We start from the raw sequence: 24,557 nt of genomic DNA on the forward strand, positions 1-24,557 counted from the left end.
GTGCAAGCACTGCCGCAGCGGCAGCCACACCCGATGCCAGGATGTGTGTCCGGAAGTCAGGACCTGCGAACAAGCAGCAGTTGCCGCCTTTCAGCCGACAGGGGTCAGTACTACCTGCTACCGATACCGTCTGCATCGGTAGCAGGTAGGTACATAGGCATAGAGCTGTAACTCCCCAACGATCCGCCGGTAGCCACTCCCCCGCCCGGAAAGACCCAAGTGGTCGCGATTGACTTCGGCAAGCCTGTTGCGTGCGTCGCTACCACGCGGACGGCCGGCGATGGCGAACCCAGGGATCCATTACCCTTCCGGTCGCCGGATCGATCGCCTCCTCAACGCCGAGTTCGGAGACTTTCTCATTGGGATACGGGGCGGCGACCGGGCGTCCGGTAGCACCGTAGACATCGGCCCGCAACTTACTCTCCTTATGCAGGGTTTTCGCAACGTCTTTGGCAACCGTGGCACCTGGTGCGTTGGACTTGCAGGACAGCAGAACTACAGGCATCGCCGGGTTGGCGGCCACCATTGCCTGGAATTGCGGATTCGCGAGCAGCATGCGTCCGAAGGTCGCACCATCCACCTTCACCACCGAGTCCCCCACCTTGACGTCTACGGTGTGCTCACTTCCGTGCGCCTGCACCCAAATCGGCGACTGACCGGTATTGCGAGCCGCAGCAGCCCAGGGTGTTTCTCTCGGCGAGATGAACGCATACGGCTCGCTCGCCCCCGCCGGTTGGGGTAGAGCCGTGTGGAATTGAGTATTGGAGTTGTTGGTGCCCGAGGCCCAGTGCTGGAACTGATCCCGGTCCGATAACCGCCCCTCGGCCGCCTCTTTGGTCGGGAAGACCAGGCAGCTCGGCTGTAGATTCTTCCCAAGCACCGGCACGCTCTCCGCTTCGTTCCGGCGAAACCAGACCGGTTCCCCTGTCGGTCCGGTCCCGCGCACCATGCCCTTCGCTGTCGGATCGCTCGAGGCCGGTCGATCGACCACCGTTAGTTTGGGGCGACTCGGTGATGTTGGTTTCGGCGTGTCGGCAGCGGGCTCGGACCGAGGCTTCCCCGGTTCGGGCGTAGCCCTCGATTCAGCCGAGCGGGGTCGTCCGGGTGGCGGGTTCCGACCGTCGTCGGGCCGGAGCACATTATCCTCGAGAACATAGTCCCCCGAGGGGATATCGTTCGGCAGCCCAGGCGGCCGATCACAAGGCTGCAATTTCCGGTCCACTACCCGGTACCACTGATATCCCCACACCTGGTATCGACCGGGCGCCGCAGCAGGACCGTGCTTCGACACCGGCCACGTGGGCAGCGGGGCGGGCTTCGACTTCGGCATGGCGAGGCCGCGGATCTCATCGACACTGAACTCGCCGTCGTCGACGAGGACACGACAGACCAGGCCGAATCCAGTATTGATATCCTCTTCCCGCCCACGCACCTGCGCGATCCAGCCCGTTTCCTCGTTCAGAGTTTCGGCTCCGGCCGACATCTTCAATGCCTCCAGATTCTCTGGACTCGACAATCCCGCCCGATCGATCAGTGCATCCATATCCGCGATCGCCTGCTGGAGGCGGTCCGCCGCATCCTGCGCCAGCTTCTCCGCCTGCTCCGAATTCCCCCTGCCGCGTACCTCATCCGAGGCTTTGATGCTGCGGTGTGCCTGCTGCCACTCGGCGACAACACGATCGGCCTCGGCGAGATAGCCTCGCCAACGCTCCCGCTCCCCTTCGGAAGCAAAATAGGGTTTCTCGACAGCTCCGGATCTATCCGCCGGGTCGGGCACATCCCGACTGCGCAGCGTTTCATCTTCATACCGGTAATCGCGTCGCGGGCGCAGCACGCCAGGCTCGAGCCTGCTCCGGTACCCGACCGGACGTCGCCGGATCTCGCGGCGGGATTCCCAAGGGTTCTCGTTGCGAGGCTGCGCTACTTCCTCGAATCGGTCCGACATCGGCGCCGGGACGTCCGATGTCGATGTGACATCCGACCGCTGATGTGCTGTCGCGCCACCAGCGGCATCCGTATAGAACGCCACCGCGGCAGTCGGCTGCTCTACGTCGAGTCCCAGTGCACGGTCCTCCGCGACCTTGCGCGCCATGAATTCATATGCGGCATCCCAGTTCTGCTTGTCACCATCGGTGGCCGTGAGTTCCGCCTCGGTGTCGGTCTGTTCGCCGGGCGCAGCATCGTGGTGGGTCGGTTGAATATCGTGGGTGAACGCCGTGCCAGCCGCGTCGACGGTGATCTGGCAGTAATGGAATTGAGCATCTCGCCGCGTCAAATCTTCGCGAATCTCGGGTGCGAGTCGGTCCAATACTCGATCCAAACCCAACGCCGGCCCGGCGACGTACACCTCGGGCGACTCACCTTCGGCCTCCACGACCGCCACGCCAGGAGCCAGCAGCCGACCCCCCCCCCCCGCTCCTCGATCACCTCGTGCTGAAGTTTCTTGCCCGCGACCGCTGTCGCCGCTTTCGCTCGAACGGCTCGGTCGTCGGCGTGCGCGTACTCGAACAGGGTGAAGCAATCCATGATGTCGTTGCCGAGGTTTTCGATACGGAATGCCTCAGCTTCCGCTGCTTCCCTCGCAGCGGACAGCGGCGGCTGATCCCGAAGTTCTGCTGCCCGGTCGTCGGGAAGCGCCTTCTCCATGACATAGCAGATTTCAGGTTCGGGGATCGCAACGATTCTGCCGTCCGGCAGGGACTCCACCGCAATACATTCGATGGTGCCGTGGCCCCAGTCGCGATAGCCCAGTCGGCGATACAGCCGAATGGCGTCGTGGTTGTCTGTCCGGACAGCCAAAGCCACTCGGGAATGTCCCGCGCGAGCCGCACGGTCTTCGAGCCCGGCAATGATCTCGGTGCCGATGCCGCCGCCCTGATATTGCTCCGCGACACGCACATTCATCAACAGAGGTACATCGGGGAGATGATCAAGAATCGCTTGTTCCTCTGCGGGTTCGAGCCACAGATAGCCGGTGCCGACCGGCTCCGCGCTCCGCCAGGCGATCAAAAGCACACCATGTCCGGCCGCCCGACGCGCCAGTCGATCCCGGAACAATGCCTCGTCACCGAACGCGGAGGTCAGCGCCGCAAGGTCGGATTCGGCCGCCACCCGCACGGTAACTCCGCGTTCGGCCGGGTTTTTCGATGGACTCGGCTCTGTACCGGCGCGGTCGCGATTTTCCGCGACCAGCCGAGCGGTGGCGCTCTTCAATTCACGTGGACTCAGCTTGTCCGGCTGGTCCACCCCGAGCAGACGGGCCCGCTCGACAATATCGTCGAAGATGCGGCTGCGCCGGGCCGCGGTGTCGGTGATCCACCGACCCCACGACTGCGACTCCTCGTGTGCTTGCTGAGTCGGTTCGTATACCTGCGGATCGCCTACAGCCACCCAATCCTGGCGTCCACGTTGCCGTTCCGCCGTATCCGCACCCAGGTAATCAGTGATAACAGGCAGCTGTTCGATCGGCGTGCGCTGTGCTTCCAACCAAATATATTCGTCGCAGTACTGGAGAAGAAAGCGAAGCCGTCGGTATCGTGCGGCCACGTTTTGCTTCTGCATGAGTTCATCAGCACGGTCCCAGCCGTTTCTCTTTCCGCTCGCCAGCCTCCGTCGTTCGGCTTCCCACTTGGTGTTTGCCCGCTGCACCCATCCCACGGTCGGGTTCACTCCGTCGGGTGAAACATCGGCCAGTTCCTCAGTCAGGGTTGCGAACTCCTGGCGCAGCGACTCGAGCCTCGAAGGCAACTCCGCTGGCTTCACGAAACACAGTTCGGCCCACCGGTCCCGCAGGTTCCGGACCCGGGTGAGTTCGTCGAGCCGGTGCGCCAGCGCATCCACGCGGTCGACGGGTTCGGCCGTTGGCGGCCGTTGCTGCGCGGTCTCGGTGCCACCAGGCCCCGGCTCGCCCCAGTGCTGCGATGGTCTGGGCATCGACTGCAGATACTCGACATTCGCAGCGGCATTGTTGTATTCGGTGAAAGCACTGACCAACGTCTCGATGTCCCCAGGCGAATACCGCGAATCGAACCGTGCAGCATCGATTTCCAGCACCATTCCCAATGGGACCGGAAATTGTGCGTCGATACCGAATCTCGCGGCAACCTGCATCAGCCGGAACTGGTGCCACTGGCGCAGCGCCTCGGCACGAGCCAGTTCGAGTCGACTGATCTGCAAGTCCACATCACTGTCCGCGTCGCCCCCGTCGACGGGGCCTGCATGTCGCTCGACAAGACCGGCCAACTCGAGCCGAGCTTTCTCCGCGCGGAGCCGACCGATCTCCATTCCAGTGTGGACAAGTTCGGAAGGAATCTCGAGCATTCGGCCGATCTCGAGGTACGCCGTGACCTGCTCCACCAGTGTTCCACCGGGAGTCGTCCCGCCCGCCGTTTCACCCAGTAGCCGCCACTCTGCCAGCGGATCCTCATTCGCCGGAAGCTCGCTTCCGGGCTTCGACCTCAGCCGTGGCGCCGCGAACAGTTCGTCCAGGATCGCTTCGTACTCGGTGCGCTCCCGGTCCTCTCTGAGCACTTCCGGGGTCGGTGGTGAATCGGCCATCAGGCGGACCCCGCGCACAATCGTGAGCCCCAACCTGTGACGAATACCTGTGCTTGCCATTTGAAGGAAGTATTGGCGGCCAACATGGCCCAGAGCCTGCAATCTGCGTTGGATGTCGTCGATCACCCGGGCAAGCTCCTGCCGCGGCGGCAGGCTTTCCACAAAGAGGCGAGCCAGTGTCGTGGTATCCACCTTGAGCTGCTGCCTCAGCCTAGCGAGGTGCGGCGAGCCTGGCGACAGTGTCCGAGGATCCCAACCCTGCATCTCGGCCAGCCGATTCAGCTCGCTGTTCAACTCGGCCTGTTCATTCTCCAAGGCCCTGATCTGTCGGTCCAACGCGCCGAGCATCGAATCGACAGGGCGCTCGTACGGACCGCCGTGGTCGGATGGATGCTCCGGCGCAACGTTCGTGGTGTCGTTTTGGCTGGGCGCCGACCACGGCGTTACGGGTGTTTCGTCTTCCTGCTCGAGTACCGCTCCGGACTCATCGGGCGGGTCGGGGACATCCCGGCTCCGCAACATTTCATTTTCATGCCGGTAATCGCGTCGTGGACGCAATACACCCGGCTCGAGCCTGCTCTTGTACCCGACTGGATGTCGCCGGATCTCGCGGCGGGATTCCCAAGGGTCCATTGAACCGCCCTGTGCCGCGAGGGCGGACCGCCCCAGGAGTGACCACGGCGTCGAAAGGCGTTCGTCCCTCGCGGGATCGTCCGGACCGGATTCCGCTGTGAACGTCGGATCCGGGCACGATTCGAACGGCTCGGGCGTGTGCTCCGGCGGTCGGCTGCCGATGAGCCCAGACGGCCCAGCTTGTCCTGGCACGTCGGTCTGCGTCCCGAGTACCGTGCCGGGCTCCGCACGTTCGGAGTGTACCGGTGACCAGGGCGTCGATGGGTGTTCGTTCCGCACAGGAGCGATCGGTTCGAATTCCTCCGATGAGCGGCTGCCGATGAGTCCCGCAGGTCCGTCCGGGTTCGTGGTGCGGGTAGTGCGACTTATGGGTTCTGACATATCCGGACGCCATCTTTTTCCGTCGCGATCATGGACGGCGAATATTTCTTCGGTTGCGGTATCGCCTCGATGGGTGATGATGCCCAATTCCGTCGGATACGTCGGATTATCGGGGTCGAATGTCCAATCTGTGGGGCGCCGTAGATCTACGAATACAATATCAGCGCCCTTATGGGCGGCAGCGGCGATAGTCGCATTATATTCTGCGAGTTGCTGTGGCGATAGGAATCCTGTGAACAATGAGCTTATAACTACAACTGTAGTATCGTCAGGCCGGGGTTTCGCGAGCGTCTGCTTCAGCCATTGGATGGCATCGCCTCGGTCGACCTGCCAATCATTGTGTCTGCGGGCAGTTCGGATAGCCGATTCTTGCATGGCTATTTGGTGTGGTTCATAGTAACCGGTGACTACCATGAGACCGGCCTCGCCGCGATCCGTCCTGATGTCGAACGGATTCAAGTCGCAGCCGCGTCGCTCGACGATATGAAGCGGTGTGCCCGCAATATCTGGGGGTAGACCAGACCAGGCGTCATCGAAAATCAGCTCTGGCTCTCGGACCCCACTCACCAGGGTGTCCCTGTCACTAGAGCGGTATCCGAAACGATCCAAATTCAGTAGTAGGCCGCCGCTGGATCCGCCCTCGAGTAAGACGATCGGTCGTCCAGACTGGTGTGCGATGTGCAGCAGTGCTGGGTAGAGTGCGCATCCACGCTCTGGCACATTCGCTTGCGCTATTAGGGGCCGGTCAGAAAAATACCGCGCCAGCTCATCCCTGTGTTCACGCATTGCAGCCTCGAACACTGGCCACATCTGCTCTATCGGAACGGGATGGGGATAACCCTGGGCAGTTGGAAAGAAATGGGCCAGCTCGGGGGCTATGCCACTTACACCCAAATATCTGAAAGCGGTCATTGCATTGAAAACAGTCAGTGCTACGAGGGGAGCATCGTCATAGCGCCCGAAAATGTGGGCCAAAATACCGCCAGCTGCCGTGTCGGCGACGAGCCGATCCAACAACTCACGAAAATAGGGTGCATTTTCTAGAAATTCCTCTCGGCCAAGGCCGACCTTATATGCAGCCCTCTCAACGATCTCCTTCGAGATCGGAGATGAGGTCGCATTCTCAGGAGCCGGAGATATGCTCTCTTCCCGCTCGGCGTCCGCAGCTCCCGCCGGACCCTCGTCCGCGGGTATCGACTCGGTTTTGGGCTTTGCGGCCGGACCTGGGCCGTCTCGGGGATCAGGAGTGGATGGAGTCTTGCCCGAAGTGGATGAAGACTCAGGTGTGTCCTCCGATGGCCTGCTACCGGTGAACCCGGAAGGCCCGGCTTGCCCTGCAACGTCGGTCTGTGTCCCCGTAACCGTGCCTGGCTCTGCACGTTCGGTCTCGAAGCGGAGTTGGATGCGATGCCAGACTTGGCCCTGAGGTAAGGGATCGATTGTGTGGATAGCGATTCGGCAGTCGGTATCGGAAAGGTCTTGGCGCAGTTCTTCTTTCGTCACACCAGGGGACTTATCCGTGGCTTCTGGTCTGGTGTATTCGAGCTGGGCGCGTAGCAGCGGCTGGCCCTCGTCATCGTGCGAACAGGTCAGCACGATCGCGGGGTCGTCCCCGGCGAAGGTCTGGGCACGGTCGGTAACGCGGAGTATCGCGTCGATGATGTTCTGGGAGATGCCCGCGAGTTCGGACTCGGACAGTCGGGCCGCGACGGCGTTCGCGAGGTCGGTTCGGCTCCACGGTTGCGTACCGGGCCTGATAACCAACTCCCACCGGAAGCCGCGGTACTTCTCCTCCATCTGTGCCGCGTGCAGGTGCGCGTCACGGTAGGCATCGAGCGGCGTGTAGTCCGGGTCGCTTTCCAGCCGGTCGGCGATCTCCCAACACTTCGCGGCATTCTCGCGACGCATGTCCCGGTTGCCCAGCAACCACCCGTCCGGAGGCCGGTACCCGTACGAGACGTCTGGATGGGAGAAGCCGCCGCTTCCGCGGAGACGGTTGATATAGGCCTGCCGCAGCTCGTCCGCGCCAGCCCGTAGGCTCCCGAACCATCGCAACAGCCACAACGCCTGTTCGATATCGTTCACCCGGGTGTTCCACTTGGACACGATTCGACCGAAGTCGCGGTCGGAGCCGGAGCGACTGGCGCGCCTCGACATCAGGTCCTCGAACGCCAGTTTCATGCTCTCGACGACGGAGAATGGCTCCGACAACGGTTGGAGGTCCTCGGCGGCGACCCATGCGGCGATCCTCTTCGCCGTCTCGAAATCCTCATCGGACAGATGCCAGCGTTCCCGGAGCTCCTGGACCTTGCCGGGGGACATGATCATCTGCGTCTTGGTCACTTCGTCGAACCCGGTGGCGTTCACCGCGAATGCCAAGATCGCAGCGATGTTCTCGGCGTAGCCGTAGGACCGGGCGCGGGAGTAGAGCAATTGCGCCGATTTCAATTCGTCATATGCGTGTGGGTTGTCGCTGTATCGCCCACCGCCGTAGACGTTGTCGCTCCAGCTGGCCGCGATCATGGCCAGGACGATCTCCCCGAGATCGGCGTGCTGCAACATGCCGTTGCGCAGGATGCTGCGCAGGCCGTCGGCGATGCCCATGCCGTTGTGGTAGAAGGCCCTCACCCCGAATTCGCGCCGCTCGAAGTTATCGTCGTACAGGTGGTTGGCACGACCGATGCTCGGATCGCCATACAGCGTCCGGCTGATGTACACCCCCTCGGCCAGCAGTCGGATATCTCGACGATGTCGCTGCAGAAGTCGCCGAATTTCCTGATCCTCCAGCCCCGCATCCGCAAGCTCCGACCGCAGAATCTCGGTCATCTCGTCGATCTCGCGCTGGATCACGTCCTCGGACAACGGCGCAGCATTCGGGTCCAGCATCCGTTTCTTGATCAGCTCGGCCGAGGGCAGATACCGGTCCATACCCCACTGCTCGGACCAGGTGAACTCGGGCAGTCCGGCAACCCGCATCCCGTCCTCACCCGGCCGCCACGACCGGTCCGACAGATCCTCATGCGACACCACGTCATGCCAACCCACCGACACCCGAACCCGGCCACGCGCAAGCACCGGACGCTGCCCGCGGTGGCGCGGCCAATGCTCCGCAGCCCGCCCGTCGAGAGGCAGGCCTTGATCGCCCTGTTCCTCCATCGGCGCCACCGACCAGCCATCCGCCCGCTGTAGCCGGTCATACAGCCACTCCGGAACCGACACTTCGACGACGTCCCGCACACCCGGCGGACGAACGCCGAACGCAAGCTCCACCGCTGCATCTCCCACCACGACACCATGTTCGGCCAGCTTCCCCTCCAATTCCCCGGCGCCGAGCGGCGCGGCGGGTACCTGGGTGCCCGGACCGGTCGTTTGCGTGCTGGCGCGATCGTCACGGCTCCAGGGCGACTTGCCCCGCGGCGACGGACCGACATGAGTCGTTGCGGATACAGGTGCGGGACTGGCCGTGCCCGCATGAGCCTGCGTCCGGATGGCGCTGTATTCCACGTTCTGCGCTATCGTCGGCCGGACAGCTGGAGGTGACCAGGGTGTCGATCCGAATGTTGTTGTAGCAGAAGAGCGTTCGCCACCAGTCGGCAACGCGGCGACCTGCTCTCCGGATATATCCGGCGAAAACACCGTAGGCGAACTTGGCGGGTCGAGAGTGGCTGGCGGTGGGTGGCGGCTGATCAGGCCATCGAGTCCGGCTTGTTCGGTGCGCGGTTGCCGAGAAGACGGCTGGCCGTCTCGCCCGGCTTCTCCAGAAGGTATCGGCGGCTGCTCCGGCTCCGTCCTCACCTTGTTCCACGGCGCCGGGCGGTTCTGCTCATTTGTGGTGAGGTCGGCGGGTGCACGGTGGTCGAACATCTCGTGGGATACGGCGATCTCATCGGCGAGAATGTCTGTCGCGCTAGCGGCCGACAACTCCAACTGTTCGGCGGTGTGATCCAGGGGCATGTCCTCGACCACATGAGGCATTCCCGCAGGGTTTTCCGAGCTGTCCGGGTGGTTTCCGAAGTCGGCGGGGGCCCGCTCGATGTCAACGGGTGGGGCGCTGCCGACGCTGACGGGTTCGTCCGGTCGGGAGGTGTTCGGCTCGTCCACATGTACCGAGTCGCCGGCTTCGTTGATTTCCCGGACCAGTTCCGCGGGCACGTGTGTTTTGGTGGGAAGAGTGCCGTGGTCAGCCAAGTCCGGAACGAGATCGCCGTGCTGGTCGAAATCGATGGTCCAGAAGGCGCGCTCGCGCTCGGACAGTCTATCGATGAACTTCTGCTGTTCGCGCTGCCAGTTGTCGAACGGGACGGCCTTGTTCAGCAGTGCACGACGGTCCTTCAGGTCTTCCGGGCCGAAATCTTTGTCGGTCCTGCCGTCTCGGGAGGCCGCGAGGTCCACCACCTTCAGGTTCGGGGAGTCGACGAGTTCGCTGTCGTTGACCAGCAGCACCAGGTGGTTGTCGGCGTCGGTGCTGCCTTGTTCCTGGGTGTTCTTCCACTTGTAGACCAGGACTTGAACACCTCCTGGCCGCCGTCTCAATGATTCGACGGCCTCATCCAGCGAACCGGACGCCTGGGACGAGCCGTGGCGGAACGACGATCTGACGGTGTCCCATTTATAACCGCGCAGCGATATTCCGCCGGACGGCATGGTGAACTGGTCCGCGTTGTCCGGGCACAGCACCCGCATCGCGGTCACGCCGTTGTTGACGCAGCTGTTCGGGCTGCGCCGGTGTATCTGGGTCACCAGGTCGAGCAGGGCGGCGGTGGCCAGGTAGAGCGACGCCGCGGCAACGACGTTGCCGGCGTCGGAGTTCTCGGCGGCAGCGGTGCGGGCCGTGAGGTCGTCGGCCACCGGGTTGCTGGCAGCAGTCCGGTCAGCGGTACCGGGATCCGAACCGGGAGCGAGCCGGTGCGTGTCGTCGGACAGCTGCCGAGCGACGGCTTCGCCCAGCACATCCCGGGCCTTTGCGGTGGTGGCCTCGGAGTCGGCAACACCCAGGGCGTGCGCCAGGTCGCGCTGGGCGTTGGTCATGGCAGCGCCGACACGGCGCAGTCCTTCCGCGCCCTCGATCTCCGCGAGGTTCTTCCAGCCGATCGCCTCGGCCAGCCGATCGCGTCGCGGTGTGAGTTCATCCCGCGCCTGTTCGTCGGTGAGTAACGCGTATTGCACCGCCTTACCGGGCGCGGTCGCGTCGAGGTGTTGACGCAACGCCTCCACGGCGGAGGGCGGGAGGTTCGCCCGGTCGAGCAGCCTGACCAGCGGATCGGCGTCGTTCTGGCCGAGCACGCCGTTCTGATCAAGCGCCGATGCGAAGGCAGTCGCGGTGGGAATCCCCAGCAGCCCGGCGAGCCGCGTGGACCGGTCCGCCAGTTGGTCCGGTCCGCCGAGGTCGCTCGGGTGCCAGGGCGTCAAGGCGGCGATGAGGGCTTCGGGGGTGGTGATGGGCGTGTGGTGCAGGATGAAATCGGCGGTGGCGTGGTGATGGGCGCGCTGTTGCAGCCCGGGCACGAGCGAGGCGAGCTTGTCGCCGGCCTCGACGAGCTTGTCGTGCGTTGCGGCAGTGGGGTCGCTTCGGTGGTCAGCGACGGCTTGTTCGTACTGGATTACCGTCTCGCGGACCCCACGCAGGTGCATGGCGTTGCGGATCAGTGCGTCCTGCGGCGACATCAATGCTTGTGCCGTGCCGGGTTTGCCGTTGCGAGCGGTGCGGTTCTTGCCCTGCTCGTAGATGTAGGCGTGTTCGGGGACCTCGGTCATCCACACATGCATGCCTCCCTTGGCCAGCACCGCGTCGGACACGTTGATGTCCACACCGCGCTGGCCCTGCCGGTTGATGACCAGGAGCTTGCCCTGTTCACCGGCGGCGTCGAAGACCTTCTGCAACTCGGTTTCCCAGTCCGCACCCCACTTGGCGATCCGGTCGGCGTCGACAGCCTCGATCGCTTCCCGGGGCACCCCCGTGCGCAGCAGCGCCCGGACCTGCTTGTCGACCAAATCGTTGCGGTGGCACAGGATTTCCTGGAAACGGCCCTGCCCGCCGTCCCACATCTGGTGGGCGTATCCGGCCAGCGCGTTCAGCTTGGCCCTGGTGTTCTCGTGCACGTCGGGCTGGCCCTCCACCAACCGCGACGGGTTGAACGGATCGACCGCGTGCGGTATTTCCAGCCCGTATACGGTCTTCAGCACCCCACCCAGATCCGTCAGCGTGCCCGAGGCGCCGGTGATGTGATCGAAGAAGCGATCGGTGCCGTAGATCTCGGGCGCGGTAATGCGTGTGGCGGACTCGGGGTCGGGGCGCACCACGATTCCGTGCCGCTCGGCGCTCATCCCGATGGACTCGGCGGCCCGGATCTCTTTGGCTTCGACGGCTTGGGCCAGGCTCGCCTTGCCCGGCTCGGCGCTCCACCGTGATTCGCTCGACGTCTTCAGATTGCGTTGCAGGCCGTGCTCGTCCTGGTTGATGGGGACGATCTTGCCCTGATCCATCACGTAGTGCGTGTTGTTGCGGCAGGTGAACTCGGCGGAGGCGGCCATCTCGAGCCGCGACGTTCCCATGTGCCGCAGCCACCGGTTCCCGTCCGGCAGCGCCTCGACCTTCGCCCGTCCCGCTGGTGTCAGCGCCGCCTGTCCGTCGTACCAGTACTCCGTCCCCACCTCGAGGGTTCCGTCGGGCAGTTCCACGTCGACTTCTTCGGCGATCCGTTTCAGGCCGAAATCCTCATGCGACAGCTGCCCTTTCCCGAGCGCCTCGGCGAGGAAGTCGTGGGCGGCGAACACCTCCCGCGCCGTCTCTGCAGGCGCGCCGCCGGCGGGGAACTTGGAGCGGATGAACGTCTTCTCCCCGCGGTCGACGATCGCGTCCATCTCGTCGAGCACGACCCGGCGCGGCGGCGCGTGACCGGCGTTACACAGGTGTCCGACCGTCTCACCGGTGGCCACCACGATCGCGGGCCGTCCCGGAGTCACCGGACCGAAACCCTTCTCCTGGTCAGCCCGCAGCACGTCGATCCCGAAGTCGCGCAGCACCCGCTGGTACTCGGTGAACTCCCGATGCGCCAGCCCGTCCGCGGTCGTCACCAGCAGCACCGAACCGTGGCGGACCGCCTGGTTCATCGAGTACGACATGAACATCAGCGTCTTGCCCTGGCCCGGCAGCATCTGCACCGGCCGCCGGGCCATCTCGAACCCGCCCTCCAGCTGCGGCCCCCGCAACACCATCCCCCCGGGCGCCCCGTCGGACGTCTGCCGCCGGATGATCTCCATCCCAGCGATCAACGATTCCCGCTCGTCGGGGTGGAACAACCCGGCCTTCAACACCTCGTCGGGAAGATTGGACAGCCGCAACTCCTCTGGGAGGTGGTCACCCGAACGCGCGTGAAACTCGGCCAGCACCTCATCGACATGGTCGCGAGGATTCGCTGTCGACGCACTGGCATCGTCGTGGGAACTCGCGGCGCGATCAGGGTGGGAGGGCGGTTCGGAACCGGTTGTGGCGTCCGGCGTGCCTTGTTGTCCGGCGGGGCCGTGCTCCACGCGGGCCGGATGTTCCGCAGCCGGATGTGCTGCGGCCGGATGTGCAGCGGCATCCGCCGAAATACGCGGCGGCGCTGCTATTTCCGCACCGGCCGCGACGCGCGGCGGCGCCGCGACGTTGGGGTGGCCAACGGGCCGGTCTGGTCGCGGTGACTCGGCTGGGCCAGCGGGTGCGGTCTGGCCTCGGCTGGTCGCCGGGTCCGGATGGTCCGTCCAGGCCTTCCTCGCGGACTCCCACCCGCGTTTCGCTTCCTCCGAAATCTTGATCGGCGTCGCGGCGGCACGCAGCTCGGGCCGGGGGAACGGACCGCTGCCGTCGACCTCCGTCGTGGCGGACCGAGAGTGCGGGGCGTGAGAATGTACAGTCCCGGCGAATGCGCCGTTGAGCAGCGGCGCAAGGATGTGCTCGAAACCCTCCGGCCAACCGGTGATCATGGCCGCGGCGCCCAGGCCGGCCGCCGCACCCGCGGTCCCGTGCACCAGCCCGGTCAATATCCGGCTGGTCTGCATCCGGGGAATCACCGCCGGCGCGAACCGACCGGCGAGTGCGCCCCCCACCGCACCACCGGCGCCCGACGCACCCGCGACGAGCATCGACATCACGTCGATGCCCTTCGGGTTCTCACCGTTGGCCCCGATCGGGGACAGATTCCGGTATCCCGCCGCGGCCTGCAGCAGCTGCGCACCCCCGTCCACCGCCGCAGGGAGGAGTGCCGCCTTGCCCGCGGTCAGCGCAAACTCGACCGGCCCCAATGCCGACAGCCTGGTTGCCGCATTCGCCGCCAGCCGTCCGTAGGTCTCCTTCAGGCCCGCGCGCATGAGCTCGACCTCGGCCCGCCCCTCCGTCAACGTCGCCTCCACCGCGGGTGCGGCCGCCACCTCACCAGCGGGACCGGCCGCCGCGGCGGCGGACAGCATCTTGATGATCCGCCAGGCCAATTCGATACCGAACGCGAACATCACGCACAGTGTCTTCTCCGCGTCGTTGGCCGCGCCGTCCGCCTGATCGGCCAAGGTCAGGGCCTGTTCGTGTAGCTTGGCCGCGCCGTCTTGGTGCGAGTGCAATGCCGCGCGCAATTGGTCACCGAACACACCTACCGAGTCCTGCTGTGCCAGTAGGCTTCCCACGTCCAGCGCGTGACCGTTTATCGCTGCGGCCCGGTCTCGCAGTTCCGCGGCCATCCACCGCATCCTGGAGATGTCGGCCCGGGGCAGATCGCCGCCGAACACCACCATTTCGATCGGACGCCGCACGACGGAGGGCAGGCCCTCGAACACCTCCCGCAGCTGCACCACCGGGTTCGGCGACAACGCGTCTCCCACTGGCACCGCCTAATCCGGCGGCGGGGCCGCGTCGACCAGTGCCACGTGCAGTGCCTTCGCGGGAGCGCTGGCCCGCTCGCCGCGCAGTACGACATCGGCGAACGCGGCGCCCAGCGCTCGGAGCTCGTCGAAGCCGCCCGCCTCGCCGGTCAACCCGGCACGCCAGCGCCGATACCCGCGCAACAGCTCGGCGAGTGTCGTGTATCGCCCCACCGCCACACGCATGTACTCGGCGATCAAGGTGCGCTGGGCGGTCCTGCCGGCGACGCCGCCCCCGGCGCTGTTCAGTGCCAGTCCGAGCTCTCGTACCGTCGCCGCGTAGACAGCCGGATCACGGGAGCCGGTTTCTGATTCCGGCGCCCCGCCACCTCGGCTCGGTTCGCTGGCAACCCAACGATCGAGGGTGATCGACCGGACCGCAGCCGAGTCACGCCGTTCATGACGCCACCGCACGCACTCGGCATGGTCGCCCAGCTCCGCCACCGCGACAACGTCGAGAGCAATCGCCGGGTAGTCGGTGAGCACACGATCTACAGCCGCCACGAATTCGCGCACTGGTGGCTCCTGCAGACCAGGCAGGTCGAAACCGACGACCGCGACGCCGTGCCGGTCCGCCAGCGTCCGCGCCAGCCAGGCGAGGAGGGGTGAGGCGCCGGCTTTGGCAATCGGTCGTTCTGCATCGCGCCGTCGATCATGCTTTCGCGGCTCGCCGCCCTTCGGGGAACGCGGCGGGGAGCCGGATCGAGGGTTGGACGAATTCGGCTCGGCGGCCGTGGACCCGCGTTGCGGTGTCGATGGTGGTCGGGTCCAGGGCGTTTCTTTTCTCGCACCGACCGCGGGACCTGAATTTCGTGCGGGCGTCACGCCGTGCCGGTCGGAGACCGAGCTCGGGTCGCGAGGCGCATCCCGGCGGGTATCCGGCGGCGATATCGCGGTGGACCGGGGCCGACGGTTCGGATCCTCGGCTGGCTTCGCACCACCGTGCCGGTCGGGTGTTTCCGCCGAAGGAGAGTGTGGGCTGTTGCCCGACGCGGCCGGTCCTCCGGACGCACGCGGCGGCGTGGCAGACGTCGATCGTCCAGTGGGTGTACCGTCCGCGGCCCCGGCGGAAGGTACCGCAGACGAGGTCACTGGATCCTGCGCCGGGTTAGAGGTAGGGGCGGTGGCCGAGGACGGTTGGGTCCCCGTTCCGTAGTCCGGATCCGGACTACGGAGCTCGTCTGCCGCTCGGCCGATTCGATCGGCACCGCCACGATCCACGGACTCGAAGTCGTGTGCGGCGTTGGCGACCTGCTGGGCCGTCCCGCGCAGACTTTCCTCCATCGCCCGCAGACCGGCCAGCAACTGATCCGCGTGCGGGGTGAAATCCCTGGCGAACGCCTCGCCGAGATCGTCGTCGCCCCAGCATCCGTCCGCAGTGGCCAGGCAATCCCACAGTTCGGCATAGGTGTGGCCGACCTGGTCGCCGAGTTCAGCGAGCCGCGCACCGTCCTGCCGCAGGGCGTCGGGATCCAGCCGAACCTGATCGGTCATGTCGCCCCCTCCGGCCGGGCTCGCCCGTCTCGGCGAAGCCGGAACCGTCGCTCGAACCCGACCACGAACTCCGACAGCGGCACCGACGATGTCGAGCGCTCCACCACGCCGTCGTCGGCGATATAGAAGACCGCACGATCCAAAGCGATCTCATCGGCGGGCACCGGTGAGCGCACCACCCAGCCCATGCCGATCCGATCGGCACGCAGCGTCGACAGCGGGTATTCCGTTGTGTCGTAACCCTGTTGGCGAATATGATCCCGCACAAGGCCGAGCGCATCCGCCTCGGTGATCCCGTCCGCGTGGTCCGCGGTCAAGCCCGCGACCAAGAACTGGAACAGGGCGCCGTCGGTATCGACGCGGTCATCGTGACCGAAGACGTTCGCGATGGTCGCACGGGTCACCGAGCCCGACTGCGCGGCGAACACCAACGCCTCGGTGGCTTTCGATACATTTTCAGTTCGCTCGCCCACCAGGCTGGCGACGGCACCCGCCACGCTGTCGACCGTCCACACCGCGGGCACGGCCGGTGCGCATTCCGACATCGGAGCGGACTCACCCCGATACCACCTTCCCGACTCCCACCAGTAACAGAACGACAGCAAACCGGTGGCCGCACGCGGATTGAGCACCGGGTCCGCCACCCAATCCGGTGCGCCCGCAAAGAATTTCGGAGTCGTGGCACCCTCGTTGTAGACGGCGTCCAAGACCGGCGCATTCCAGACACCACCCGAGAGCACCGCCCGGTCGCCGGGGAGCAAGGTCAGCGTAGACCCGCTGCGTCCCGCGCTTTCGAATACGCCCATCGACGGCCCGACCCGCGGCCCTCGTCTCGATCCGGCTGCCACGAACGCCGCCGACAACACCGCCCACCGCGCCCACAGCGCGGTAAGGCCTGGCAACTCGCCCGCTACGGCAGTCGCCTGTACTCCCATCCGCTGGTCCGCGCGAACCGCCTCGGCTGCTTGCCGAGGCGGCCTGGACCGCCACTCGCCACGCCCGACATACGCTGCCAACCACACTGGCAACCGATCCCGTGGATAAATCGCCAGATCGGCCAGATATGCGTCCGGAGCAAACAACTGCTCGCCCGGAAACATCTGCGCACCCCGATCCTCGTCGACCTCCACATTCCCGGTGTCGTCCAGCCTGACGACCAGCCGCCACCACGGGCCTGTCTCCGACTGCGCCGACACCACCCGGTCCCTGCGCACCACTTCGCACACTGCCCGAGGCACCGGGCATCGCACCGACCGATCGCCGACATCGGCCACTAGTAGCGCCGATTCGGTGACGACGGTCAGCGCAAAGGATGCTTCCAACCGTCGCCACCCAGCAGGGGCTGCCTCTCGTAATCCGTCGACAATCCGTCGCGTCCTGTACTGCGCCGCCGCCGTCGGTGACAACTGTTCGATCATCCGGTCACCACCGAGATACGAGATGGCGCCGGAATACCCGATGTAGGTGGCCAGCCACACCGGCAGTCGTTCGCGTGGATACGCCTACACATCGGCTCGATACACCTCGGGGGAAAACAACTGTCCCTCCGGAAACCGCTGCTCACCGTAATCGAATTCGATATCGAACTCCGGGCCGTCGCTGCTCTCCCGCGGCGCACGACCGCGAATCAGCAACCGCCACTATGGCTCACCTCCACCACGCACCACGGACTCGCGCTGCGAACGCGCCAACTCCACTATCGGCGTCGGGATTTCGAGCTGCACCCTGCGCTCTCCGCCGCTGAAAGCGACCACACCCGCCGCATCTGCGACGGTCACGGCGACATCAGCCTCCAGTCGCGCCCAATCGGGCGGGCCGAGTTCGGCCAATGCTCGACCGACCTGCTCCGCCAGTTCCTGCGAATCACCGGAACCAGTCCCGGGGGCGGGTCGGTCTTCGGGCGCGGCGCCAGTGACATGTTCTCGGCTGGAACCGTTGCCCGCGTCACCGCGGGCCGGCTGCTGAGGATTACTCATACGGTCATATCCGGACCGACGCTGTTGAAGTCATCGACGTAAGCCATATTCGCGCTGCGTCCGTTGTCCCCGCCGGTGCCGTCGAAAACCTCGTCGCGACCTCAGCGAGGAAGGGGTCGAATCTCGCCTCGTCTATGGTGTCGGCCGACGGCTGCCGCCACCAGTCGTCGACTTCCGCCATAACCCGATACGCAGGTGCGGTCGAGCAAAGCAGGTCGGCTTCGGTGAGCAACTTGTCTTTCGGAGAAGTCATGAGAAAGCCCGATTCTGTCCACTTGTCAGGCAACAACCGTCGCATCGGCGACCCCCGCAGACATCGGTGTCGTGTAGGTATACCTATCCTTGGATTTTGGTAGAGATCTCCACGACCACGGTGACAGCTTCACTGCGGACATCGCTGACAACGACATCGTCGAAGTGCGGCAACAACTTTCGGGCCGATTCACCAACCGGTGCTCGTCAGCGCTATTGAATACCGATGCCGTGCAGCCGGTGCTGACGCACGATCATCATCGTCCCCTGCGCCGAGTGCGGGGAAGAAACGGGCATGAGATCGGAAGTTATGTGCGCCAACAGATGGATCGGCTGGGCAGAGTGGCGGAAATGGCGAGACCCGCGATGCCAGGGTTGGACTAACGTTGTCGATCGTGTCAGTCACACGTCACAGTCACGCTACCGAGGCACCGGAACCGAACGACTTCGTCGGCCGCGGTGCCGAGCTGGACAAGATCGTCACCATGTTGCTGCGCCCGACGCGGTTGGTCACTTTGATCGGACCGGGTGGGATCGGAAAGACCCGGCTCGCGTCCGAGGCCGTCGGTCGATATCACAGAGCCAGGCACATACCGGTGCGGTGGGTGCGGTTGGCGCGGTTGGCGAAAGGTTCCGATGTCACGGCGATCGAGGACGCAGTGGCCGAGTCGGTGGTCGGCACGGACTTTTCCGGCCGATCGGCGTGGAATGCGCTCGTCGACGCGGTGACCGAGGTCGACGCCGTGGGACGACCGGTGCAGAGCGTCTTGGTGGTGGACAACTGCGAGCACGTGCTCGACGCCGTATCGATCGTGATCGCCCGACTCCTGGAGGCGACACCGGGATTGAGCGTGCTGGCGACCAGCCGGGAGCCGATCAGGTGGGTCGACGAGCAGCTGGTAATGGTTCCCCCGCTGTCGCCAAGCCAGGCGGTGACGTTTTTCGGGCAGCGAGCCGAACTCGCCGGTCGCCCGCTCGTCGGCGACGATCAGATCACCACGGCCGCAGCGATCTGCCGCCATCTGCACAACCATCCGCTATACATCCGATTGGCCGCAGCACGGCTGGTGGATCAACCGCTCGCCACCATCCTGCAGGAGTTGAGCGGTGCGGAAGACGACCAGCGAATGCGGTGGTCAGACGGACTGCGCGTGGGTGCCGAGCCACGCCATCGCGGCGTCGAGGACGTTATCGCCTGGTCCTACGACCTGTGCGCGGACAAGGAGCGTTTGCTCTTCGACCGGTTGTCGGTGTTCGCCGCCGGATACGACAGCGGCCCCGGCGATGACGGTGGTGACGCTGCTAACGATCAGGGCGTGGACCTAGAGGCGATCGAGGTCGTTTGTTGCGATGAGGCCGACGTCGAGGCAGAACCTGGCAGCATGCGGCTCGGTCTGGCCCGCGACGAGATCGAGGACCTGCTCGAGCACCTGATCGAGCGGTCGCTGGTGTCGGTGCGCATCACACCGACCGCGACCCGGTACTTTCTTTTGGAGACACTGAGAGTCTTTGCCGCACAACGGCTTCGGGAACGCACCGACGTAGAGTCGGATGAGCCCGAGCGGCTGGCCGCGCGGCACCGTCGGTACTACCGGGACAAGGTCTCCGCCGCCGCGGCTCAATGTTTCGGCCCCGCCGAGTACGACTACCTGAACTGGACCGTGGCGGCGTGGGACAACATTCTGATCGCGATCGAGGGCAGCACCGCCGCACCGGGTCAGTCCGTTCACGGTCTGGAGATCTGCATCGGGTTGTTCGCGCTGCGTATGCCCTGGTTGAAAGGATCGTTCCGGGAAATTCGACTGTGGACCGATCGCACCCTGGCTGCGACGCGCGCACTCGATCCACAGCCGGCCGAGCTCCAAACACATGCCTTGGCCGTGCTCGTATGGGTCGCGCTGAATCAGGGCAAACCAGAGGATGCCGAGCGGATGCTCGACGAGTGTGTCCGCCTCTGCCTGCCCGATCCGGATAGCCGGGCGAACTGGCGGCGATCAGTCGAGACCGATATCGGGCTGCCAGCCCATGTCGAATTGGCCTGGGGCATGGAACTCATACTGGCCCACGACGACTCCGCGGCTACCGCTACTTTCCTCCGGGCACGCGACAAGTTCGAGCACCTCGGAGAAACACGCGCGGCAGTCACAGCCGAAACCTTCGCGGCGATATCCGCGGCAGTATCCGGGGCGACGACATTGGCTCGCGAACTCGCGGAGCACGCCCTCGAAGTGGCAACCGCCGCCGAGGCTCCGCAGGCGACGTCCTGGGCGCAGATGGCTCTGGCCATAACCCTGACCAAGAGCGGCAACCCGGCTGCGGCGTTGGACGTTGGGCGGGCCGCGCTCACCTACCAGTACCGCAGCGGTGATCAGTGGAGCGCGCTGTGGATGGTGCAGGCTCGAATGTGGTCGCTGGCGCGACTGATCACCGATTCGGTCGGCGCCGGAAATGCCGACCGGGACGAGAGTGTCGTGCTTGCGACCGAGATTTCTCGGCTGGCCGGTGGTGCGGCGACATTGCGAGGCCGCCTAGGCCTCGAATTGGAGGGATTCCGGTTGTTCGCGGCGGAAAACGACCAAGCCGTTGCGATTTCGCGGCAAGTACTCGGAACTTCTGCGTACGCCGCGGCGCAATCGCAGGGTTCGCGGCTACGTCCCGAATCGGCCGAGGTGCAGCGATTGGCGTTGGGCACGTTGTCGATGGACGAGCACGTGGCCGCGGGCCTTCACGATGCCGGTGATACCGAATCGGCGTGGGGCACGTTGACTGTGGCGGAGCAGGAGGTCGCGACATTGGCGGCAGCCCAGTGGACCAACAGCGCGATCGCCGCACGCCGCGGAAACTCCGTCAGAACAGTCGACGCGCAGATAACTGCGATCCTGCGGAAACTGATGATCTCCTCACGTCACGACATCATCAGATTCGTGTCGGCCGATTCTGTCGACGACGCCGCTGCGGCGAGTCAGCACCGTGTGTGGACGGCGACCTACATGGAGAAGTGATCGGCCAGTTCGGCCGCATGGCTCCGGTGCCGAAGGCCGCCCTCGCCTGTCGGCGCTGTGTTGATGTGCATGGGACGCGCCGCGTGCCCGGAAGCAAACGGTTTGCGGCTGCGCGGCGGATAAGTCGACATCGCCGTCGGGCCTGGAGGCGCCGTGGTTCGGCACCACAACACCACAATGGCACTGCGACCGCTGGGGAGTGTCTGTGGCGCGCAGGGGTGAATTCTTCATCGTCAAATTACCGACCCCCTGCTGGGCGGGTCACGTTGCGATGGTTCCCGACATCGGCGGGTGCGGGGAATCCTTCATATGTCGGTGCTCTTGCCTTGTTGTCCGTGACAGTGCTGCCGGTGGCTGAGCTCGGTGCGTCCAGCGCAGACTGACACGGCAATTGCTCGAGCGGGTTGGGACTGCAGGCCCCGTGCGGGCATCGCTTGCGTTGTAGGGGCCGCCTCTTCCCGTTGCGGTGCGGCTCGAGTCAAGGGTGAGGTTGCCGCGGTACCTATGCGTTACCGATGCCAATGCGGCAAGCGGGCGTCACAGTAGGAATCAGCAACTCCCAACCCGGAAGGCTCGACATCTCATGCGGAAATCCAACTGCCGGCCGTTCGCTGTCACGCGCCCTGTGGCCGGTAGCGACCACAGGGCGCTTGGCACAGCAGCCGAAGCGGCGAGTCGACCTTCACCGTAGAAGTCACCGTACATCGAGCGGCTACCGAACCAAGAAGTGTGGTGTCGATATGTTCGATAGGCGTCAGGGAGTTTTGCGCGGTTTGCCGATAGCCTCGGTTGGTTTTGTAGGTCGAGAGCAGGAATTGGACCGGATCAGTCCCTTGCTACTTGGGCGGCCCCGGTTGGTTACGTTGATCGGTTCCGGCGGGATCGGCAAGACCCGCCTGGCCGAGGAGGCTGTGCGCAGGTTGCATCGCGCACGCCACACTCCTATCTACTGGACCCAATTGGCCGGACTCGCCACCGATGCGGACATTACTGCTATCAAGGAGACAATCGCTGAGACCGTCCTGGGCCCGATCTCAGTCGCCGGTACATCGGCCTGGGATGGGGTGATGGACTTTTTGGCATGTCCGGATGTGGCCCAGAACGCACGGTCAGTGTTGGTACTGGACAATTGTGAGCACGTACTGAGAGCGGCCAGCGAAGTCGTTGTGGAGCTATTGGACAGGGTGGCGGGCCTGACGATAGTGACAACCAGCAGGGAGCCGATCGGATGGGTTGATGAACACCTGGTCGTGATCGGGCCGATGTCGGTAGATGAATCATTGGAAGTATTCCGACGACGAGTAGAGTTGACCGGTCGGCATCTAACCGATGCCGCACAGATCGACATGGCAAGAGCTATCTGCCGACATCTCCACGGGCACCCGTTACATGTCCGTTTGGCCGCTGCTCGGATGTTCTACGAGCCATTGCCGATGATCCTGCGACAGCTGACCGGCGACGTCGAGGATAGGCGGATGCAATGGGAGTATGGTCTACGTGTCGGGGTGGAATCTCGTCACCGGAGCATCGGCGATGACATCACATGGTCCTACAACCTGTGTCAGGATGACGAGCGGCTGCTGTTCGATCGGCTGTCGATATTCGCGCCAAGCCGCGATTGCCATCCCGAAGAGCCTGACACTCTGGTAGCGGGCGGCGCTGGTGCGGATCTCGCAGCGATCGAGGCTATCTGCTCCGACGATACTGCGCTTGGCGCTGATCAGGGCGGTGCCGCATGCCCTGCGGCCGCGCATCAGCCTTCGACACTGCTGCCGCGATCGGAAATCCGGGTGCTATTGGAACGGCTGGTTCGGAAGTCGCTTGTTTCCGCGCACAACTCCACTACATCGGTCCGGTATTCGCTGGCGGAAAGCTTGCGGGTGTATGCACAGCAACGCCTTGTCGAACGATCTACCGGCACTACCGATGAGTTGGCCCGTCTCGCTCGTCGGCATCGCTGCTATTACCATGACACCCTGCTGGAGGCTCGGATCCGCGCTCGAAAAGAACCAAAATATCTCGACGAAGTCAGGATCCACGAATGGACGCGCAAGGAGTGGAGCAATATTCGACTTGCGATCGAATCGAGTTTCAACGATCCCGGCCGATCCGAAATCGGGCTGCATATCTCAATGACACTCATTTCATTGCAGGTTTCGTTTGCTGTTTCGCCGCTTCCTACTACGCGGCGATGGCTCGAAACAGCGTTGCATACCGCGCGCATGAACCTTCAATGGCCCACACAGTCGCACCTCATGGCATTGAGCGCGCTGGGATTTGTCAGGCTGTGCGAAGGTGCTGCCGACCGGGGAACGCAGGCTTTGGAGGAGTGCCTCGTCGCTTCCACTTCAGATCCAGACGTAGTGCAACGGCTGCGGAACAACCCCGAGACGGATGTGGGCCTTCCCGCTGAAATCGAATTTGCTTGGGGCACGGAATTGCTGTTCCGTGAGCACAGCGTCGACGCTCTCATGGTGCTCGACCGGGCGGCGGGGAAATTTTTCGATAACGGGGACCTTTTCGGCGAGCTCTGCGTTCGAACATTCGAGGCGTTTGCTGCAGGCTTTATTGCACCCCCGGATGAGGCGCTGAAGATTTGTCGAGGCTATCTGCAATCGGTCGTCGAACTCGATGCGATCGGTACTGCCGCCTGGGGAAATATGGCCCTCTCGATCGCACTTGCCAGGGCAGGCCGTGCGCGTGAAGCTTTGCTCGCCGCGGACAATGCTATCGCCGCGATGGCACAGGCGCGCAATCAGTGGGGTAAGTTGTGGGCCTCTGGTTTTCGAATGTTCGCGTTGGCGCACCTCATTACCGAGGGACTCGCGGGTGCGGGTATCGATGACCGGAGACTGACCTCGTTCGCGTCCGAAATCGCTCAGCGGGCTGGTGGTATGGCCGCTCTGGGGAAACGGCTCGGCGTCGATATCGACGGATTAGCGCCCCTCAGAGAACATATCGGCACTGCGGTGAAAGCCGCACGCAGTGTGTTGAGCGACAGCGCCTTTGAAGCGGCCTACCGGCAAGAGGCACTCCTGCGGCCGACGCGCGACGAGACGATGCGGCCAGCCGCAGGGACACTACCCACCGGCGAAATGCTGCTCGGCCTCCCGGATCGAAGCGACACTTCGCCGGTCTGGCACGCGCTGTCCCAGACTGAACGAGAGGTTGCTGTCCTGGCGGCCGCCGGATGGCCCAACAGCGCCATAGCAGCGCGGCGAGGCAGGTCTACGAAGACGATCAACGCGCAAATGTATTCGATTTTTCAAAAGCTTACGATCCGCTCCCGCGACAACATCATCCGTTTCGTCCCGGACAGGCAACGCGAAGAGGTCGCGAGAGAACATGCCCAACGTCCTCGCTGACTCCC

8 protein-coding genes are annotated in these 24,557 nt (G+C 64.6%); 2 read left to right on the plus strand and 6 right to left on the minus strand.

Features of this window, described 5'->3' with window-relative positions; all coding sequences use genetic code 11:
- Positions 1–259: 259 nt before the first annotated feature.
- From ACQPXH_RS26675 to ACQPXH_RS26700, 6 genes are read right to left on the minus strand one after another with little or no spacing between them, the layout of a single operon-like run.
- Positions 260–2,275 (minus strand): hypothetical protein, encoded by a 2,016-nt coding sequence (locus tag ACQPXH_RS26675; RefSeq protein ID WP_433599220.1) that lies wholly within the window; start codon positions 2,273–2,275, stop codon positions 260–262.
- Positions 2,272–14,424, minus strand: a complete 12,153-nt coding sequence (locus tag ACQPXH_RS26680) for a GNAT family N-acetyltransferase (protein WP_433599221.1) — start codon at positions 14,422–14,424, stop codon at positions 2,272–2,274. The genes ACQPXH_RS26675 and ACQPXH_RS26680 overlap by 4 nt, the downstream gene beginning before the upstream one ends.
- A 9-nt stretch (positions 14,425–14,433) precedes the next feature.
- Entirely contained in the window at positions 14,434–15,957 is a 1,524-nt protein-coding gene (locus ACQPXH_RS26685) for a hypothetical protein (protein WP_433599222.1), read from the minus strand.
- On the minus strand, positions 15,954–17,435 hold the full coding sequence (locus tag ACQPXH_RS26690) for a hypothetical protein (RefSeq protein ID WP_433599223.1): 1,482 nt from the start codon (positions 17,433–17,435) through the stop codon (positions 15,954–15,956). Before ACQPXH_RS26690 ends, ACQPXH_RS26685 begins: the two co-directional genes overlap by 4 nt.
- A gap of 24 nt (positions 17,436–17,459) precedes the next feature.
- Positions 17,460–17,591 (minus strand): hypothetical protein, encoded by a 132-nt coding sequence (locus ACQPXH_RS26695; protein WP_433599224.1) that lies wholly within the window; start codon positions 17,589–17,591, stop codon positions 17,460–17,462.
- Positions 17,592–17,597: 6 nt separating this feature from the next.
- Complete coding sequence (locus ACQPXH_RS26700; protein WP_433599225.1) at positions 17,598–17,933, minus strand: hypothetical protein; 336 nt, start codon at positions 17,931–17,933, stop codon at positions 17,598–17,600.
- A 647-nt stretch (positions 17,934–18,580) separates the two neighbouring features.
- On the opposite strand from ACQPXH_RS26700, the gene ACQPXH_RS26705 reads away from it, so the two are divergent.
- Complete coding sequence (locus ACQPXH_RS26705) at positions 18,581–21,187, plus strand: helix-turn-helix transcriptional regulator (protein WP_433599226.1); 2,607 nt, start codon at positions 18,581–18,583, stop codon at positions 21,185–21,187.
- A gap of 740 nt (positions 21,188–21,927) precedes the next feature.
- Complete coding sequence (locus tag ACQPXH_RS26710; protein WP_433599227.1) at positions 21,928–24,552, plus strand: ATP-binding protein; 2,625 nt, start codon at positions 21,928–21,930, stop codon at positions 24,550–24,552.
- Positions 24,553–24,557 lie beyond the last annotated feature (5 nt).

This window comes from Nocardia sp. CA-135953 (assembly GCF_050955735.1).
Classification (GTDB): domain Bacteria; phylum Actinomycetota; class Actinomycetes; order Mycobacteriales; family Mycobacteriaceae; genus Nocardia.

Coding starts and splice junctions, on each gene's coding strand:
- ACQPXH_RS26685 (WP_433599222.1), bottom strand. CDS start 15,957: ATGACCGATCAGGTTCGGCTGGATCCCGACGCCCTGCGGCAGGACGGT.
- ACQPXH_RS26700 (WP_433599225.1), bottom strand. CDS start 17,933: ATGAGTAATCCTCAGCAGCCGGCCCGCGGTGACGCGGGCAACGGTTCC.
- ACQPXH_RS26710 (WP_433599227.1), top strand. CDS start 21,928: ATGTTCGATAGGCGTCAGGGAGTTTTGCGCGGTTTGCCGATAGCCTCG.